The organism is Kribbella sp. NPDC051587 (assembly GCF_044453945.1).
Lineage (GTDB): Bacteria > Actinomycetota > Actinomycetes > Propionibacteriales > Kribbellaceae > Kribbella.
In genome coordinates, this window is the sequence record NZ_JBITDE010000015.1 from 1 (window position 1) to 16,731 (window position 16,731).

Genomic DNA, 16,731 nt, shown 5'->3' on the forward strand with positions numbered 1-16,731 from the left:
GAAGTTAAGCCCTTCAGCGCCGATGGTACTGCGATCGGGAGGTCGTGGGAGAGTAGGACGCCGCCGGACTTTCACACTGTTAAGGGCCACCCCGTAAGGGGTGGCCCTTAACATATGTCCGGCTATTTTTTCGCTGCACCGGACCTCCGGGCGATGCTCGCCAGGTGGGCTCCGGGCCTCTCGATGAGGGTCTCCGGGGCGCGGGGCGGTAGGTTAGTGCGGTTACCCCGCACGTCAGCATCGAAGGAGTCACTGTGGCGACGCCACCTCGCAATCCCCGGTCCGGCTCGGGGGACCGTCGCGGTTCCTCCGGGAGCGGTGGCCGTTCCGGCCGTAGTAGCGGGGGACGTCCCGAATCCGGTGGCGCCGGCTACGGCGGTAAGCGCTCCGGTTCTGGTTCCGGGGGCGGTTCGAGCTTCGGCGGTCGTTCGGGTTCGAGTGGTGGTTCCAGCGGTGGGAACCGTTCTGGATCCGGTGGCTCGAGCGGCGGCTCTGGGTACGGCGGCAACCGCTCCGGTGGCGGTTCCGGTGGCAGTGGTGGTCAGCGCAGCTCTGGTGGTTTCCGGGGTGCTTCGAGTCGTGGGGACACCCCGCGTACCGGTGCTCCGCGCAGTGCGCCGCGTAGCGGTGGTGACCGGGACGAGCCGCGTACGGAGAACAGGCGTGGATTCGCCGGCTCCCGTGGTGACGACAAGGGCCGCCGCGATCCGTTCGGTGGCCAGCTGGCCGGCGGGCGTGATGACCGCGGTGGCGACAACCGTTCCGGCGGATACCGCCGCGACGACCGCTCTGGTGGTGGCGACCGCGGTGGTTACAACCGCGACGACCGCTCCAGCGGCGGCTTCAACAGAGACAACCGCTCCACGGGCGGGCGTGACGATCGCCCCAGTGGTGGCGGCTACAACCGTGATGACCGTTCCGGTGGTGGCGACCGCGGTGGATTCCGTGGCGGCGACCGTCCGGCGCGTGACGACCGCGGTGGCTACAGCCGCGACGCGCGCCCGGCGCGCGACGACCGCAGTGCGCCGCGGACTGAGCGTCCGGCCCGTGACGATCGGGGCGGCTACAACCGCGACGACCGCTCCAGCGGCGGTGGCTACAACCGCGACAGCCGTCCCGCCAGTGGCGGATACAACCGCGATGACCGTTCCAGCGGTGGTGGCTACAACCGCGACAGCCGTCCTGCCAGTGGTGGGTACAACCGTGATGACCGTTCCAGCGGCGGTTACAGCCGTCCGGCCGGTGGCGGCTACAACCGTGATGACCGTTCCGGTGGTGGCGACCGCGGCGGATTCCGTGGAGGCGACCGTCCGGCGCGTGACGACCGCGGTGGCTACAGCCGCGACGCGCGCCCGGCACGCGACGACCGCAGTGGGTACAGCCGGGATGCTCGGCCTGCTCGCGATGACCGTAGTGCGCCTCGGACCGAGCGTCCGGCGCGGGACGATCGGGGTAGTGCTCCCGGTGGGTTCCGGCGGGATGACCGGGGCGAAGGCCGTCGGGATCAGCGCTCGGCGCCGCGGGACGACCGTGGTGGCGTGCGCGGCGGTGCTCGCAGTGCGGGGCCGGCGCGTGGTGAGCGTGGCGCCTTCAAGCGGGACGATCGCGACGCCCGCGGTGGGCGCGGTGGACGTGACGACCGGCGCGGTGGGCCGCGACGGGACGACGAGGAGAAGGTCGGTCCGCGTCGCGACGACCCGGTGATTCCCGAGGGCATCACCGGCGCGGAGCTGGACCGTGGCCCGAAGGCCGAGCTGCGCTCGTTGCCACGCAGCCTGGCGGACCTGGTTGCGCAACACCTGGTGGCGTCCGGGCGATTCCTGGACGACGACCCGGAGTTGGCGTACCTGCACGCCAAGACGGCTCGTCGGCTTGCTGCCCGCCTCGGTGGTGTCCGCGAGGCCGTAGCGATCACGGCGTACCTGGCTGAGCACTACGACGAGGCCTTGACCGAGTTCCGCGCCGTACGGCGGATGACCGGCAACCACGAAGTGCTCGCCATGATGGCCGACTGCGAGCGTGCCCTGCGACGCCCGGAGAAGGCACTGGCGCTCGCGCAGGACAAGCACGTTCGGGACCTGTCCGAGCCGACGCAGATCGAGCTGTTGATCGTGACGGCCGGCGCCCGGCGTGACATGGGTCAGGTCGCCGCCGCCATCCAGGTGCTCGAGGTGCCGGAGCTGACCAAGCGCACCCGTGCGGACTGGTTGCCGCGCCTGCGCTACGCGTACGCCGACGCGCTGGCTGCGGCCGGCCGGACCGAAGAGGCCCTGGTCTGGTTCCACCGCGCTGCCGGCGCCGACGCCGACGGCTCCACCGGAGCCGCCGAGCGCGCCGCCGAGCTCGAGGGACTCGAGTTCACCGACCTCGACGAAGACCTCGAGGAAGAGGTCGAAGAGTCCGACGCCAATACGGCCGACGACACCGCGACCGTCCTGGAGGTCGACGAGGTCGACAACGAAGACAACTTCGGCGACCTCGACGACTCCGAAGACGACGAGTCGGACGACGCCCCTGAGGTGGTGGCCGAGGACGAGACCGACGACTCCGACGACGACACCGCGACGGACAACGCCGAGGAAGACGCCGACGAGGCCTCCGAGGTCGTGGCCGAGGACAAGCCGGAGAAGTCCGACCAGTAGACCAGCAACGCACAGACGGAGCCGCCGGGTAACCCCCGGCGGCTCTTTCACATCCGGGGACCAAGCCCACAACCTCGACCGAACCGATCGCCGAGTGTGCCGCCTCCCTGTCGATGTACATCGTTTACCGGCGACACTCTCCTCACAGTGGAGGCGGGGCGGAGGGTCATGGCGTGTCGAGCGAAGCCACCGTGCCGATGGGGATTTGGGTGGGGTGACGGGTGGTCGCGCGTCGAGCGAAGCCACCGTGCCGATGGGGATTTGGGTGGGGTGACGGGTGGTCGCGCGTCGAGCGAAGCTGGCCTGCGGGTAGGGAACTGGGAGGAGCGGACCGCTGGCACTCACTAACTCTGTGCGGACGGGATGGTTCACGCTCAGCGTGCTCTGCGCCGGCGGGTCAGGAGTGGGTTAGTGAGTGGCGCACGTCCGCCCCAACCACCCGCCCCAACCGCCCGCGCCGACCACCTCGCGCCAACGCCCAACCACCTCGCGCCGATCATCCCGCGCCGATCACCTCGCGCCGACGGCCGACCACCTCGCACCGACCACCTCGCACCGACCAGCTCGCCGCCGACCACCTCGGCGCCGACCACCTTGCCGCAGCCTTCTCGACTAGCTCGCGGTCGGGCGGTCCGTGTGGCGGCTGCGTGGGGTGCAGGGGCCGGGGACACGCTGGCGAGGTGCTGTGGGGGTTTGGATGTTGCGGTGGCTGGTGGTGGGCGACGCGCGCGGAGTGATCGGGGGTGGGGTGGGGTCGGGAGAATGGGGCGATGGGAGCAAGCGTGGGGCTGCTGGGGGCGGAGACGCCGGTTGAGGTGCTGATTGGGAACGCGCTCGCCAAGGGTGGCCGGCGGCTCCGGCGAGCGGTGGTGATGGTGGAGAAGGGCGAGGATGACGCCATCCATCAGGTTCGGGTCTCGTGCCGGCGGTTGCGGAGCAATCTGAAGCTCTTCAAGGGGTTCTTGGCGGGTGAGTGGGCCACAGACCTGCGGAGCGAGCTGTCGGAGCTGGCGAACGCCTGTGGTGAGGCACGGGATCTGGAAGTGATCGCAGCACTCGTCAAGGAGACGTCGACGAGTGAGGACGACCCGGAACACGTCGAGCAGATCCTGCAGACCCTCACCGCCGGGCTAGAGCGCGCCGCGGCTCGCTCAGCCGAGGTTGTCGCTGGTGAACGCACCACCACGTTGCTCTGCACGCTGGAGTCAGTGGCGGCCGCGCCCGGGCTCAAACGGAAGGCCGCGAAGCCGTGTGGGGAGGTGCTGCCCGAGCTGCTGGACAGCGCCGTACAGGTGTTTGCGGGGGAGGCGGACAAGCTGCAGCCGTGGACACAGGACGACGACTGGCATGAGGTGCGGTTGCTGGCCAAGCGCGTGCGGTACGCCGCTGACACCTGCGCGACTGTGCTCGGGGACGAGGCACACGCGACTGCAGTCCAGGCGGCCAGGTACCAGGAGTTGCTGGGGCAGCACCAGGACCAGTGCGCTGCTGCAGACGCCCTGACCGCGCTCGTACCGACTGCGGAGCCCGAGCTGGCCTTCACCCTCGGACGGCTTGTGGAGCGGCACCGAGCGGCCCGCAAGCCGCTGCGTGCCGAGTTCCTCGGTTTGTACCACCGCTCGTGAAGGTAAGAGGTCGAAGCTAGAGGACTCTGAACAGCAGGCCGACGCGAGGCTTCGGGCCGAAGGAGGTTGCCTTCTGCGGCAGGATGACGCCTTGGACGGCTGAGCCGAGCACCTGGTCGAGGCGTGGTGCAGTGAGCTCGACAGCCGCTTGGGTGGGCCCAGCTAGCGCTAGGGCGTCGGACAGCGTGTGGTGGAAGGTGATGTCGTCCAGCGGTGCGCCCCAGGCGGGCAGCAGGTGCTCGTGGAGCGATGAGACGACGGGCACGGTCTGACCGTTGGCCGGCCGGACCGTGATCCAGTCGGTGCCGTCGGTGATTGTGAGTCGGTCGGGGAGGTCGACCAGGCGGCCTGGCAGCACGTGCCAGCCCTCGGGGGTGCGGGTGCGCACCATGTCGAGCGTCAGACCGGGTACTACGCGGTGAATGGGATCCAGCGTCAGCGGGTGCCGGTTGTAGTCGACCAGCATCGCCAGGCCGACGTCAGTGCCCGGACGGTTCGGCTCACGGCGACGGCGCTCCAGGTACGCCGCGTAGCGGTGGTGGCCGTCGGCGATCAGCGCCTCGTGCTTGCCGATCTCCTCGGCGATCACTGCGAGGGTCTCAGGGTCTTCGATGCGCCAGATGCGATGTTCGGCACCGTTCTCGGTCTCGGCCTCCACCCACGGCACCCCGGCCCGGGCCGCGTCCACTGCGTCGCTGGCCGCGCCACCGTCGCCGTACGCGAGCAGGATGGGCTCGAGGTCCGCGTCGGTGGCTTCCATCAGTTCGAGGCGGTCGTCGACCCAGTGCGGCATCACGTTCTCGTGGGGGAGCACCACGCGCCGCTGCGGATCCAGTGCGAGTGACCCGACCAGACCGCACAGTACGGCGTCGCCCAGCCGCTGCTCGTAGACGTACAGCGCGGGGCGTGGGTCCTGGATCACCACACCGGCCTCCCGCCAACCGGCGAGGCGCCGGGCCGGCTCGTCGTACCGGCTCGGACCCAGGTTGGGGTCGCGTGGAAGGATGAGCCTCACCATGTTGTGCAGATCAGACGCAGTCAGCCGCCGGACCAGCGCGGGTTCCAGCACGTCGTACGGTGGTGAGGTGACCGCGCCCAGGCCGCTCACCATCCCCGCGACGAACCGCCACGCACGCAGCGGGTCCAGCCGCAGCACGCTCCCCCTCGAATCCAGCATGTCTCGCATCGTAGGACGGGACTCATGAGCACGCATGGCGAAGCGCCCGCGCCGCTGTCAGAGTGTGATGAACCGCTCGCGAGCCGGTACGACGTCGCGCTGCTCGATCTGGACGGCGTGGTGTACGTCGGTCCGGACCCGGTGCCCGAGGCGCCTGACCACCTGCGCAAGGCGGCCAAGGAAGGCATGCGGATCGGCTACATCACCAACAACGCCAGTCGGCCGGCACGGGTCGTGGCCGAGCACCTGGCGTCGTTCGGGCTGGATGTGATCGCTGACGACGTGGTGACCTCCGCACAGGCCGCAGCGAAGCTGATCGCGAGTGAGTACCCCAAGGGCTCGCCGGTGCTCGTCATTGGCGGTGAAGGGCTCTATGCAGCCTTGGAGGAGTACGGGCTCACCGCGGTGCGCAGCAGTGACGCCCGCCCGGTGGCCGTCGTACAGGGCTTCCACCCGGATGTGAACTGGGTGATGCTCGCCGATGGTGCGCATGCGATCAACGAGGGCGCGAAGTGGTTCGCGACCAACCTTGACCTGACCATCCCGACCGCCGCGGGGATGGCGCCCGGCAACGGCACGCTGGTGCAGGCAGTCCGCGCCGCGGTCGAGGTGGACCCGATCGTCGCCGGCAAGCCGGCCCCACCGCTGCTGGAGACGAGTATCGAGCGGCTGAAAGCCAAGAAGCCGTTGATGATCGGTGACCGGCTGGACTCCGACATCGCAGGGGCCCACGCGGTCGGCATTGCGAGCCTCTGGGTCGCTACTGGCGTTCACGACGCGCATGACCTGGCGCGGGCGCCGAAGAACGAGCGGCCGACGTACATCGCGCCTGACCTTGCTGCGCTCGGGCAGAAGCAACCTGGCGTGACTGTCGACGGCAGCAAGCACACCTGTGCGGGCTGGTCGGCTGAGGTCGTCAACGGTTCCGTGGCGGTCAAGGGCGAGGGCGAGCCGTACGACGGGCTGCGCGCGATCCTGTCGGCCGTGTGGACCGCGACAGACGAGCCGGCCAAGCCGACCGCCAAGACTGCCAAGTCGGCGACCCGCAGCAGCCGCCGTCCGCTGCCGAAGCCCGCACCGGCGCTCGGCACGATCGCCATCGACGCCGCTCTGCACCGCATCGGGCTCGAGAAGTGAAGCGATCCCTGGCTGGTAATGCAGGGCAGAGGCGCTACCGTTGCTGGAACGAAGCGAGGAGGCAGTCATGGTGATGGACGCACTGCGCGGCTACGTACAGCTGGCGAACGGCCTGACCGAGGTCAGCAAGCAGAAGGCCCAGGCGGCGGCGAAGGCGCTGCTGCAGCAGACCGGCGCGGACGCGCTGACGTCCGGGCTGACCACGAAGGTGGGCGACCTGGCCGACGAGATCGTTGCCACCAGCAAGAGCAACCGTCAGCTGCTGCAGGCGATCGTGACGAACGAGGTCGAGGGCGCGGTCGCGCGGCTCGGGTTCGTCCGCACCGAAGAGGTCGCAGCACTGGCCCGCCGGGTGCAGCAGCTGGAGACTGAGCTCGCCGAGGCGCAGGCCCAGGCTGCAGCACCTGTTCCGGTAGCGGCACCGGTGGCGCCCGCCAAGAAGGCTCCGGCCAAGAAGGCGGCCCCGGCCAAGAAGGCCGCCGCCAAGAAGGCCGCCGCCAAGAAGGCAGCTCCGGCCAAGAAGGTCGCTGCCAAGAAGGCGCCCGCCAAGAAGGCGCCCGCCAAGAAGACGGCAGCGAAGAAGGCCTGACGTGACCGAACACCCTGGCGAGCAGTTCCCCCCGGACGTCGACCCTGACGTGGAACCGGACTACGCGCCGGAGCGCGGCGAGGAGCCCCAGGCCCAGCCCGACTACGACTCGGAGCCCGGCGCCCAGAACGACCAGTACGACGAGAACGGCCAGTACGGCGCGGAGCCGGCCCGAGTGGACCCGGCCGAGGTGGAGTTCGGTCCGGAGTTCGCCCGCGAACCCGACGAGCAGCACGAGCAGCCGTTCGAAGCAGAGTCCGCCCAGGACGAGTCGCCCCAGGACGAGTCCGGGCACCCGCTGGTGGAAGAAGTGATGGCCCGGCTGGACGATCTGCGGGAGAAGCCGGTCGGCGAGCACGCCGAGGTGTACGCCGACCTGCACGAGCGGCTGCAGACCGCGCTGGTCGAGGCCGACTCCGACCAAGGCGACAGCAGGTAAGTGGCCAAGGGAGTCAAGCGGTCGCGGTTGGACGCAGAGCTGGTACGGCGTGGTCTGGCGCGCTCGCGTGAGCAGGCGAGCGAGCTGATCGCGGCCGGCAAGGTGAAGGTGTCCGGCGCGGTCGCGTCGAAGCCCGCGACCGGTGTGGGGACCGATGCGGCGATCGTCGTCGACACCTCCGAGACCGACGACCCGGGGTACGCGAGCCGCGGCGCGCACAAGCTGATCGGTGCGCTGGAGGCGTTCCCCGAGGTCCAGGTGAAGGGCCGGGTCGTGCTCGACGCGGGTGCGTCCACCGGTGGGTTCACCGACGTGCTGCTGCGCAACGAGGCAGCGCGGGTGTTCGCGGTCGATGTGGGCTACGGGCAGCTGGTGTGGGCGCTGCAGACCGACGACCGGGTCACCGTGATGGACCGGACCAACGTCCGCACGCTGACACTGGAGCAGATCGGTGGTGAACCGGTTGATCTGGTGGTCAGCGACCTCAGCTTCATCTCACTCACGCTGGTGCTCCCGGCGCTGCTCACAGTGGTGAAACCGGACGGCGAACTGATGCTGATGGTGAAACCGCAGTTCGAGGTCGGCAAGGAGCGGCTCGGCAAGGGCGGCGTGGTCCGGGACCCCGAGCTGCGCGCGGACGCCGTACGGGGTGTTGCCGCCAAGGCGCAGCAGCTCGGCTGGGGGATCGCGGGGGTTGCGGCCAGTCCACTGCCTGGTCCGTCGGGAAATGTCGAGTACTTCCTGTGGATACGGCGTTCCGCGCCGCCGCTGGATGAGACGATGCTGCAAGACGCGATCGAGCGTGGACCGCAGTAGTAGGGGAGGCAGGCAGAGTGGCTGAGCCACGGCGCGTGCTGGTGGTGACACACACCGGCCGGGACGAGGCGGTGGAGGTGGCGCGTGCTGCGCACCGGCTGCTGACAGACGCCGGTCTGCTCGTCCGCCTGCTCGCTGACGAGGCCGAAGCGCTCAAACTCGACCCGGTCGAGATCGCCGACAACCCCGAGAAGGCGGCGCTCGACGTCGAGCTGATCATCGTGCTCGGCGGCGACGGGTCGATCCTGCGCGCCACCGAGCTGGCCCGCCCGCACGGTACGCCGGTGCTCGGCGTGAACCTGGGCCATGTCGGGTTCCTGGCCGAGGCCGAGGTCGACGACCTGGAGCGGATCGTCCAGGTGGTGGTGGACCGTAGCTACACGGTCGAGGAGCGGATGACGCTGGCCGTCGACGTCCGTCACGACGGCGAGCTGATCTTCGAGACCTGGGCGCTGAACGAGGCGAGTGTCGAGAAGGCCGCCCGCGAGAAGATGCTCGAGGTGCTGGTCGAGGTCGACAACCGTCCGCTGTCCCGCTGGGGCTGCGACGGTGTCGTCGTCGCGACGCCCACCGGCAGTACGGCGTACGCGTTCTCGGCCGGTGGACCGGTCGTCTGGCCCGAGGTCGAGGCGATCGTGCTGGTACCGGTCAGCGCCCACGCACTGTTCTCGCGGCCGATCGTGGTGGCGCCGTCGTCGCGGTTGTCGATCGAGCTGGTGCGCACCTGGAACGGGCGCGGCGTGCTGTGGTGCGACGGCCGGCGGATGGTCGAGGTGCCGCCGGGGGCCGAGATCGTGGTCCGGCGCGGAGCCCGCCCGGTCCGGCTGGCCCGGGCCCACAAGGCCCCGTTCACCGACCGGCTGGTGGCCAAGTTCGACCTCCCGGTGCTCGGCTGGCGTGGTGCCGCCGAACGCAAACGCAACCCCAACGGAAACGGGAACTGAGTCATGCTTTCGGAGATCCGCATCACCGGCCTGGGTGTGATCGAGGACGCGACACTGGACCTCGACCCCGGGTTCACGGCAGTGACCGGTGAGACCGGTGCCGGTAAGACGATGGTCGTGACCGGCGTGAACATGCTGCTGGGCGGCCGGGCCGACAGTGGTCTGGTGCGTCACGGTGTACGGCGGGCTCGGGTCGAGGGACGGGCGACGAATGTCCCGAAGTCGATCGTGCAGCAGGCCGAGGACCGTGGCGGCGAGCTGGATGACGACGACGAGTTGCTGATCGCGCGCGAGCTGTCGTCGGAGGGGCGCTCGCGGGCGTTCCTCGGCGGGGCGTCCGTGCCGGTGTCGGTGCTGGCCGAGGTGTCCGGCGACCTGGTCGCCATTCACGGACAGGCTGACCAGTGGCGTCTGCTGCAGCCGGCTCGGCAGCGCGAGACGCTGGATACCTTTGCTGGTAAGCCGGTTCTGGTGCCGCTGCAGGAGTACCTGACGTCGTACAAGCGGCACCGTGAGGTCGAGGCGGAGCTGACAGAGCTGACCACGCGGCAACGCGATCGGCTCGCCGAGGCGGACCGGCTGCGGTTCGGTTTGGAAGAGGTTGCGAAGGCGGAGCCGCTGCCCGGTGAGGACACCGAACTGGCGGCCGAGGAAGGGCGGCTCGCGTACGCCGACGGTCTGCGGACCGCGGCCACGAACGCTGCCGACGCCCTCGCCTCTGAGGACCTCGAGTCGACGCGACCGGGCGACGTACTGGGCTTGCTGGCCCTGGCCAAGCAGTTGCTGGACGGTGAACGCGACCACGACGCCAAGCTGGCCGGGCTGGCAGACCGGGCCGGTGAGCTCGGGTATCTGGCCGCAGACCTGGCTGGCGAGCTCTCGTCGTACGCCGCCGACGTGGACACCGACCCGGCGCGGCTGTCTGTCGTGAGCGAGCGCAGGTCGTTGCTGACCACGCTGATTCGCAAGTACGGCGCTGAACAGGGGACTGTGGATGAGGTGCTCGACTGGGCCAAGCGGTCCGCCGAGCGCCTGGCTGAGCTCGACGGCAGTGATGAGCGTGTCGAGCTGCTGACCGCGGAACTGACTGAGCTGGACGCGACGCTGACCGAGCTGGGTCGACAGGTCCGCGAGGCGCGGGTCGAGGCGGCCGAGCGGCTCGGCGTACTGGTGTCGGAGGAGCTGACCGGGCTGGCGATGCCGCACGCGACGCTGTCGGTCGAGGTGCACGAGACCACGGCCGGTCCGTACGGGATCGACGAGATCGAGTTCTGCTTCGCGGCGAACCCGGGCAGCCCGGCCCGCCCGCTGCAGAAGTCGGCCTCCGGTGGTGAGTTGTCGCGCGTGATGCTGGCGCTCGAGGTGATCCTGTCCGACACGCACAAGGTGCCGACGCTGGTGTTCGACGAGATCGACGCCGGAATCGGTGGTCGCGCGGCGGTCGAGGTCGGTAAGCGGTTGGCGCGGTTGGCCGAGAAGGCTCAGGTGATCGTGGTGACGCACCTGCCGCAGGTGGCCGCGTTCGCCGACCGGCACGCCGTCGTACTGAAGAGTGACGACGGTTCGGTGACCACGAGTGGCCTGGTCGCACTGGATGACGATGCCCGCTTGAAGGAACTGTCCCGGATGATGGCCGGCCTGGAGAACTCCGACGCGGCCCAGGCACACGCCGAGGAACTGCTCGCGCTGGCGGCCGAGCGGCACACCAAGCCCAAGAAGAAGAAACGGTAGCCAGGACCGGGTCAAGCGCTCGTTACAAAGGATGAAATGGCCCGCGGGCGGGGTCATGAGCCGGAACGGCTCTGGTGACGTGGCAGGATGAGAGCGCGATGAAACTGCCCAGCCTGCGGAGAGCACGCCCGACTGAACTGCCCGGAACCACCGGAGTGGTCCGGCTGGATCGGCGTACCAAGAATCTCACCAAACGGCTGAAATCAGGCGAGATCGCGGTCATCGACCATGTCGACCTGGACCGGGTCAGCGCCGAGGCACTGGTGGACTGCAAGGTCGCCGCGGTGGTGAACGTCGCGGATTCGATCAGCGGCCGCTATCCGAACCTCGGCCCGGAGATCCTGGTCGCCGCCGGGATTCCGCTGGTGGACGGGATCGGCCGCGAGGTCTTCTCGGTCCTGCACGAAGGTGAGCACGTCCGGCTGCACGACGGCACCCTGTACCGCGGTGACGAGGTCGTCGCGAAGGGTGTTGCCCAGGACAGCCAGACTGTGGCCGAGCTGATGGACGAGGCCCGGGCCGGGCTCTCGACGCAGCTCGAGGCGTTCACCGCGAACACGCTGGACTACCTGCGCCGCGAGCGCGACCTGCTGCTCGACGGTGTCGGCGTCCCCGAGATCCACACGCCGATGGACGGCAAGCATGTGCTGATCGTCGTCCGTGGCTACGACTATCGCGAAGACCTGGTCGCGCTGCGGCCGTACATCCGGGAGTACCGGCCAGTCCTGATCGGTGTCGACGGCGGTGCGGACGCACTGGTCGAGAACGGGTACGCCCCGGACCTGATCGTCGGCGACATGGACTCGGTCAAGGACGAGACGCTGAAGAGCGGCGCCGAGGTGGTCGTGCACGCGTACCGCGACGGCCGCGCGCCCGGCTCGGAGCGGCTGGAACGGCTCGGCGTGGACTCGATCGAGTTCCCGGCCACCGGCACCAGTGAGGACGTCGCGATGCTGCTGGCCGACTCCAAGGGCGCCTCGCTGATCGTTGCGGTCGGCACCCACAACTCGCTGGTGGAGTTCCTGGACAAGGGCCGCTCCGGGATGGCCAGCACCTTCATCACCCGCTTGCGCGTCGGCGCCAAGCTGGTGGACGCGAAGGGCGTCGGACGGCTGTACCGCAGCCGGGTCTCGACGTTCCAGATCGTCGCGCTGGTCGCGGCCGGTCTGTTCGCCCTCGGGATGGCGATGGTCGCCATCGACGCCGACGCTGTGCTGTGGTCGATCCTGCGGGCGCGCTGGAACGACTTCGTCTACTGGATCCGGGAGCTGTTCACGTGATCGACTTTCGCTACCACATCGTCTCGATCGTGGCGATCTTCTTCGCCCTGGGCGCGGGGGTGGTGCTCGGCGCCGGGCCGCTGAAGGGCACCGGCAGCGACATCATCGCGAACCAGGCGAACATCGACCGCCAGAACCTCGTCGACGCCCGGGCCAAGAACGACGAACTGCAGGCGCTGAACAAGTACCACCAGGACTACGAGGCCAAGGTGACGGCCGGGCTGGCCACCGGCAAGCTGACCGATCGCAAGGTCGCGATCATCACGATGCCGAACGCCGACAACAGCGTGGTCGACAGCCTCGACGACGAGCTGCAGAAGGCCGGCGCTCAGGTCACCGTCCGGGCCGCGCTGAACGCGAAGCTGTTCGATCCCGGTCAGCGGCAGCTGGTCGAGCCGCTGATCACCCAGCTGGCCACGGCCGACGTCGACTTCCCGAAGGACTCCACGACCTACGAGCGGGCCGGGCTGATCCTGGCGCGGGGGCTCGCGGCCAAGGAGGGCGGCAAGCCGGTCGACACCGACTCGACCCGGATCCTCAGCGGGCTGACCGATGCCGGACTGGTGTCGCTGAAGCCGGCCACGATCAAGGACCGGTCCACGCTGATCGTGGTGGTGGCCGGCAAGCCGGCCGATCCGCCGGTGACCAACTCGGCGTACACCGACGCGGTGGACTTCGCCGCGGGTCTCGACGCGGGCAGCGCCGGTGTGGTGGTGGCCGGGACGCCGGACACCGCGCAGGATGGCGGACTGCTGAAGGCCTTGCGCAGTGACTCCGACGCCACCAAGATCGTTTCCTCGGTGGACGTGGCCGATCTGCCCGCCGGGCAGATGACCGTCGTCTTCGCGCTCGTCGAGCAGGCGACCGGCAAGGCCGGTCAGTACGGTGCTTTCGGCGCGAAGGACGGCATCGCGCCGGCCGCCGTACAGGTGAAGGACAACTGACGTGGGATTTCTGAGCGCTGCCGTTGCGGCGGCTGCGACTGCCGCACTGGAGAAGGCCGCGGAGAAGCTGCCTAAGGAGAACCGGCAGCCGTTCGAGCGGACCAACCACCGGGGCGAGACCGTCACGCTGCTGGAGGGACCGGTCGCCGTACTGGGCGCCCTGGCCGGCGTCGCTGCCGCACCGTCCACTCCGGGCAAGGTGAAGGCCGCCGCACTGCTTGCCGGCTCGGTCTCGGGAGCTGTTGGCGCGTACGACGATCTGCGCGGAACCACGCAGGCCAAGGGCTTCCGGGGTCACCTGTCCGCGTTGAAGCGCGGTGAGGTGACCAGTGGTGCAGTGAAGATCCTCGGCGTCGGTGCGGCCGGTCTGGCCGCTGCGGCGCTGCTGCCGCGCAAGTCGTCCGGTGTGAAGGCACTGGTCGGCGTGGTTGCCGACGGCGCTCTCATCGCCGGTACGGCGAACCTGACCAACCTGCTCGACCTACGCCCCGGCCGCGCGCTCAAGGCGGTTGCCGCAGTCAACGCGCCGCTTGCTGTCGTCGACGGCCCAGCTGGTGCAGTACTCGGAGCAGCCGTCGCCAGTGCGCCGTCTGACCTCGGCGAGCGTTCCATGCTCGGCGACTGCGGCGCCAACGGCCTGGGAGCCATCACCGGTACGGCGCTCGCCGCGTCCCTCCCGCGGTGGCTCAAGACCCTCGTCCTGGCAGGCGTCGTCGGCCTGAACCTGGCCAGCGAGAAGGTCAGCTTCACCAAGGTGATCGCAGAGAACCCGACGCTGGACAAGATCGACCAGTGGGGCCGACGCCCCCGGTGAAGTCGCGCATTGCGCAGGCCGCCCTCTTGGTGGCCGGTGTCACCGTCCTTGCCCGGGTGGTGGGGTTCGGGCGATGGCTTGTCTTCTCGAAGACTGTGGGCGCTGGCTGTCTGGCTGAGGCCTATACGACGGCCAATCAGCTGCCGAACATCCTGTTCGAGATCGTGGCCGGTGGTGCGCTAGCGGGTGCGGTGATCCCGGTGCTGGCTGGTCCGGTGGCTCGGGGCGACCGCGGTGCGCAGGGGCGCATCATCGGGGCGCTGCTGTCGTGGTCGTTCCTGTTGCTGGCGCCGTTCGCGATTCTGTCGTGGGTGCTGGCCTCCAGCTACACCGACGCGTTGCTGGACCCTGGCCCTGACTGTGCCGGGTCCGCGGCGACTGCGACGAGGATGCTCATCATCTTTGTGCCGCAGGTGTTCGGCTATGCCCTCGCTGTGATCGCTACTGCGGTCCTCCAGTCCCACAAGAGGTTTGGGGCAGGTGCGTGGGCACCACTGGTCTCCAGCTTGGTGGTCGTCGGCACCTACTTCGTGTTCGCGGTCATGGCTCCTCAGGCGGACAGTGCATCGCGCGGTGCGAATGATCTGCTCGCGTGGGGGACGACAGCGGGCGTTGCTGCACTGGCGTTCACAGTGCTGATCCCGATGCTGCTACTGCGCCTACCGATCAAGCTCACGCTCAGACTCGGCCCCGGCGTCGGTCCGGTACTGCGGAAGCTCGCACTCGCCGGACTGGCCGTGCTGATCGCTCAGCAGCTCACTTTCGTCGTCACCACGTACCTGGCCAACCACCGTGGTGTTGCGGGCAGCATCGCCGTCTACACCTGGGCCAACGCGGTCTACCTGCTCCCGTACGCCGTGCTCGCCGTACCGATCACCACTGCGGTGTTCCCACGTCTTGCTGCCGCGTACGAGGCGGGGGAGCAGTTCGACCTGTACGCCGCTGCCTCGACTCGTGCAGTGATGCTGGCCGGTGGTGCTGGCGCAGCGCTGCTCGTCGGGACCGCCGTACCGGTTGCACGGATCTTCGCGTACGACGATGGCGCCGTACAGGAGGCTCAAGCGACCTCACTCGGTCATGGGCTGATGGCGTTCGCTCCGGCCGCTATTGGGTTCGCCGTACTGATGCATGTCGGGCGGGTGCTCTACGCGCGGCACTCCGGTCGCCAGGTCGCTGTGGTTACCTCAGCTGCCTGGGCGCTCGTCGCTGTGTCGGCCGTCGTCCTCACTGGGCAGTGGGATGCAGTCCCGGCCCTGGCGGCCGCCATGTCGATCGGCATGGTCCTCGGAGCTGTCACCCTGGTGGTGGTGCTCCAACGGGACGCGGGCGGCGCCGTACTGGCTGGTCTGGCCCGGGCCACGCTGGCTGCGGTGGTCGGCGCCGTACTGGCTGGTGCAGCTGGTTGGGCCGTCGCACTGCCGGCTGCTGATGCGGGAGTCGGTACGGCGGTGCTGTTCTCGGTGCTGTCCGGTCTGGCCGTCGTCATCGTGTACGCCGGAGTTGCCGTCGTACTGGATCGTGGGGATGCCCGCGCGCTCCTCCGTCGAAAGGTTGTGGCATGAAGATTGGCCTGCTGCTCGCGGAGTCGCGAGGCGGGATCGGTCAGCACGTCGCCTCCTTGGTGCCGCGATTCCTGAGCGCGGGGCATGAGGTGGTGGTCTGCGCGCCGCCCGGTACGGCTGAGCACTTCGACTTCGGCGCCGCGACCGTCGTCACCCAGGCACCGGCACTCCGCGGGTCGGACATCATCCATGCGCACGGCTACCGCGCCGGGATGACCGCACTGCGTGACCGGGCCAAGCTGCGCCCACTGGTCGTCACCTGGCATAACGCGGTGATCGCTCCGGGCCCCAAGGGCCTGGTGATGCGTCTGGGACAGCGTCTGGTCGCCAAGGGTGCGGACCTGACCCTAGGAGCCTCCAGCGACCTCGTGGAGCTTGCCAAGAGCCTTGGAGCGCGTGACGCCCGCCTCGCGCCGGTCGCCGCGCCCACGATGTCCCAGCCGACCGTGTCCGCTGCGGATATCCGCCTGGAGCTCGGTCTCACCGACCAGCCGCTCATCCTCACCGTTGGCCGGCTCGCTCCACAGAAGGACTACCCGACGCTGCTGTCCGTGGCGGCCCGGGTGCACGAGTCCAACCCGCAGGCGGTCTTCGTGGTCGTCGGCGACGGTCCGCTCCGTGACAACCTGCAGGCGCGGATCGACGCCGAGCAGCTGCCAGTGCGGCTGCTGGGTCACCGCAGCGACGTGGCGAACCTGCTCGGCGCCGCTGACGTGTTCCTGCTCACCTCACACTGGGAGGCGCGCGCTCTGGTCGTCCAGGAGGCGATGCAGGTCGGCGTACCGGTGGTGGCGACCGCGACCGGCGGTATCCCCGAGCTGGTCGAGGACAGCGCCGTACTGGCGTTTCCCGGCGACGCGGACGGACTGGCCGACGGGGTCCGGGCGATCCTCGCCGAGCCCGGTACGGCGAACGCTATGCGGACGCGTGGCCGGGAATTGGCCGCGAGATGGCCGGACGAGGACGCCGCGGCGAAGAATCTGCTCGACATCTACGCGGGTCTCGTCGCGACCACCCCTTGACAACAGGTA

Annotated in this window: 14 protein-coding genes; 13 read left to right on the forward strand and 1 reads right to left on the reverse strand. The window is 69.3% G+C overall.

What is annotated here, in order from left to right; translation table 11 throughout:
* Positions 1–254 precede the first annotated feature (254 nt).
* Together ACIA49_RS35795 and ACIA49_RS35800 are read left to right on the forward strand one after the other, a co-directional pair.
* Entirely contained in the window at positions 255–2,642 is a 2,388-nt protein-coding gene (locus tag ACIA49_RS35795; RefSeq protein WP_396382669.1) for a hypothetical protein, read from the forward strand.
* 770 nt (positions 2,643–3,412) lie between these two features.
* Entirely contained in the window at positions 3,413–4,267 is an 855-nt protein-coding gene (locus ACIA49_RS35800; RefSeq protein WP_396382671.1) for a CHAD domain-containing protein, read from the forward strand.
* A gap of 16 nt (positions 4,268–4,283) precedes the next feature.
* Here the strand turns inward: ACIA49_RS35800 and ACIA49_RS35805 are convergent, their stop codons facing one another.
* A complete protein-coding gene (locus tag ACIA49_RS35805; protein ID WP_396382673.1) occupies positions 4,284–5,444 on the reverse strand; it encodes a DUF1015 family protein in 1,161 nt (386 codons plus the stop codon).
* A gap of 24 nt (positions 5,445–5,468) precedes the next feature.
* Between ACIA49_RS35805 and ACIA49_RS35810 the strand changes: the two genes are divergently transcribed.
* The 11 genes from ACIA49_RS35810 (at position 5,469) to ACIA49_RS35860 (ending at position 16,722) form a co-directional block, all read left to right on the forward strand.
* Entirely contained in the window at positions 5,469–6,581 is a 1,113-nt protein-coding gene (locus ACIA49_RS35810) for an HAD-IIA family hydrolase (RefSeq protein WP_396382675.1), read from the forward strand.
* A gap of 67 nt (positions 6,582–6,648) precedes the next feature.
* Entirely contained in the window at positions 6,649–7,170 is a 522-nt protein-coding gene (locus ACIA49_RS35815) for a polyhydroxyalkanoate synthesis protein PhaF (RefSeq protein ID WP_396382677.1), read from the forward strand.
* A 1-nt stretch (position 7,171) separates the two neighbouring features.
* The gene (locus ACIA49_RS35820; RefSeq protein WP_396382679.1) at positions 7,172–7,609 is read left to right on the forward strand and encodes a hypothetical protein; all 438 of its coding nucleotides are present in this window, start codon (positions 7,172–7,174) and stop codon (positions 7,607–7,609) included.
* Positions 7,610–8,425: a TlyA family RNA methyltransferase gene (locus tag ACIA49_RS35825; RefSeq protein WP_396382681.1), complete on the forward strand. Its 816-nt coding sequence runs from the start codon at positions 7,610–7,612 to the stop codon at positions 8,423–8,425.
* Positions 8,426–8,442: 17 nt separating this feature from the next.
* Entirely contained in the window at positions 8,443–9,369 is a 927-nt protein-coding gene (locus tag ACIA49_RS35830; RefSeq protein WP_396382683.1) for an NAD kinase, read from the forward strand.
* Between the two features lie 3 nt (positions 9,370–9,372).
* Positions 9,373–11,100 carry a DNA repair protein RecN gene (gene recN / locus ACIA49_RS35835; protein ID WP_396382685.1) on the forward strand — a complete coding sequence of 576 codons (1,728 nt, stop codon included), beginning with the start codon at positions 9,373–9,375 and terminating at the stop codon, positions 11,098–11,100.
* A gap of 98 nt (positions 11,101–11,198) precedes the next feature.
* On the forward strand, positions 11,199–12,380 hold the full coding sequence (steA, locus tag ACIA49_RS35840; RefSeq protein ID WP_396382687.1) for a putative cytokinetic ring protein SteA: 1,182 nt from the start codon (positions 11,199–11,201) through the stop codon (positions 12,378–12,380).
* Positions 12,377–13,324 carry a copper transporter gene (locus tag ACIA49_RS35845; RefSeq protein ID WP_396382688.1) on the forward strand — a complete coding sequence of 316 codons (948 nt, stop codon included), beginning with the start codon at positions 12,377–12,379 and terminating at the stop codon, positions 13,322–13,324. Before steA ends, ACIA49_RS35845 begins: the two co-directional genes overlap by 4 nt.
* A gap of 1 nt (position 13,325) precedes the next feature.
* A complete protein-coding gene (locus ACIA49_RS35850) occupies positions 13,326–14,138 on the forward strand; it encodes a hypothetical protein (protein WP_391547708.1) in 813 nt (270 codons plus the stop codon).
* Entirely contained in the window at positions 14,135–15,700 is a 1,566-nt protein-coding gene (murJ, locus tag ACIA49_RS35855) for a murein biosynthesis integral membrane protein MurJ (RefSeq protein WP_396382690.1), read from the forward strand. The genes ACIA49_RS35850 and murJ overlap by 4 nt, the downstream gene beginning before the upstream one ends.
* Positions 15,697–16,722 (forward strand): glycosyltransferase family 4 protein, encoded by a 1,026-nt coding sequence (locus ACIA49_RS35860; protein ID WP_396382691.1) that lies wholly within the window; start codon positions 15,697–15,699, stop codon positions 16,720–16,722. The genes murJ and ACIA49_RS35860 overlap by 4 nt, the downstream gene beginning before the upstream one ends.
* Positions 16,723–16,731 lie beyond the last annotated feature (9 nt).

Excerpts from the sequence above, each read along its gene's own strand:
- steA (WP_396382687.1), top strand. The coding sequence starts at position 11,199 with ATGAAACTGCCCAGCCTGCGGAGAGCACGCCCGACTGAACTGCCCGGA.
- ACIA49_RS35800 (WP_396382671.1), top strand. The coding sequence starts at position 3,413 with ATGGGAGCAAGCGTGGGGCTGCTGGGGGCGGAGACGCCGGTTGAGGTG.
- recN (WP_396382685.1), top strand. The coding sequence starts at position 9,373 with ATGCTTTCGGAGATCCGCATCACCGGCCTGGGTGTGATCGAGGACGCG.
- ACIA49_RS35805 (WP_396382673.1), bottom strand. The coding sequence starts at position 5,444 with ATGCTGGATTCGAGGGGGAGCGTGCTGCGGCTGGACCCGCTGCGTGCG.
- ACIA49_RS35860 (WP_396382691.1), top strand. The coding sequence starts at position 15,697 with ATGAAGATTGGCCTGCTGCTCGCGGAGTCGCGAGGCGGGATCGGTCAG.
- ACIA49_RS35810 (WP_396382675.1), top strand. The coding sequence starts at position 5,469 with ATGAGCACGCATGGCGAAGCGCCCGCGCCGCTGTCAGAGTGTGATGAA.
- ACIA49_RS35815 (WP_396382677.1), top strand. The coding sequence starts at position 6,649 with ATGGTGATGGACGCACTGCGCGGCTACGTACAGCTGGCGAACGGCCTG.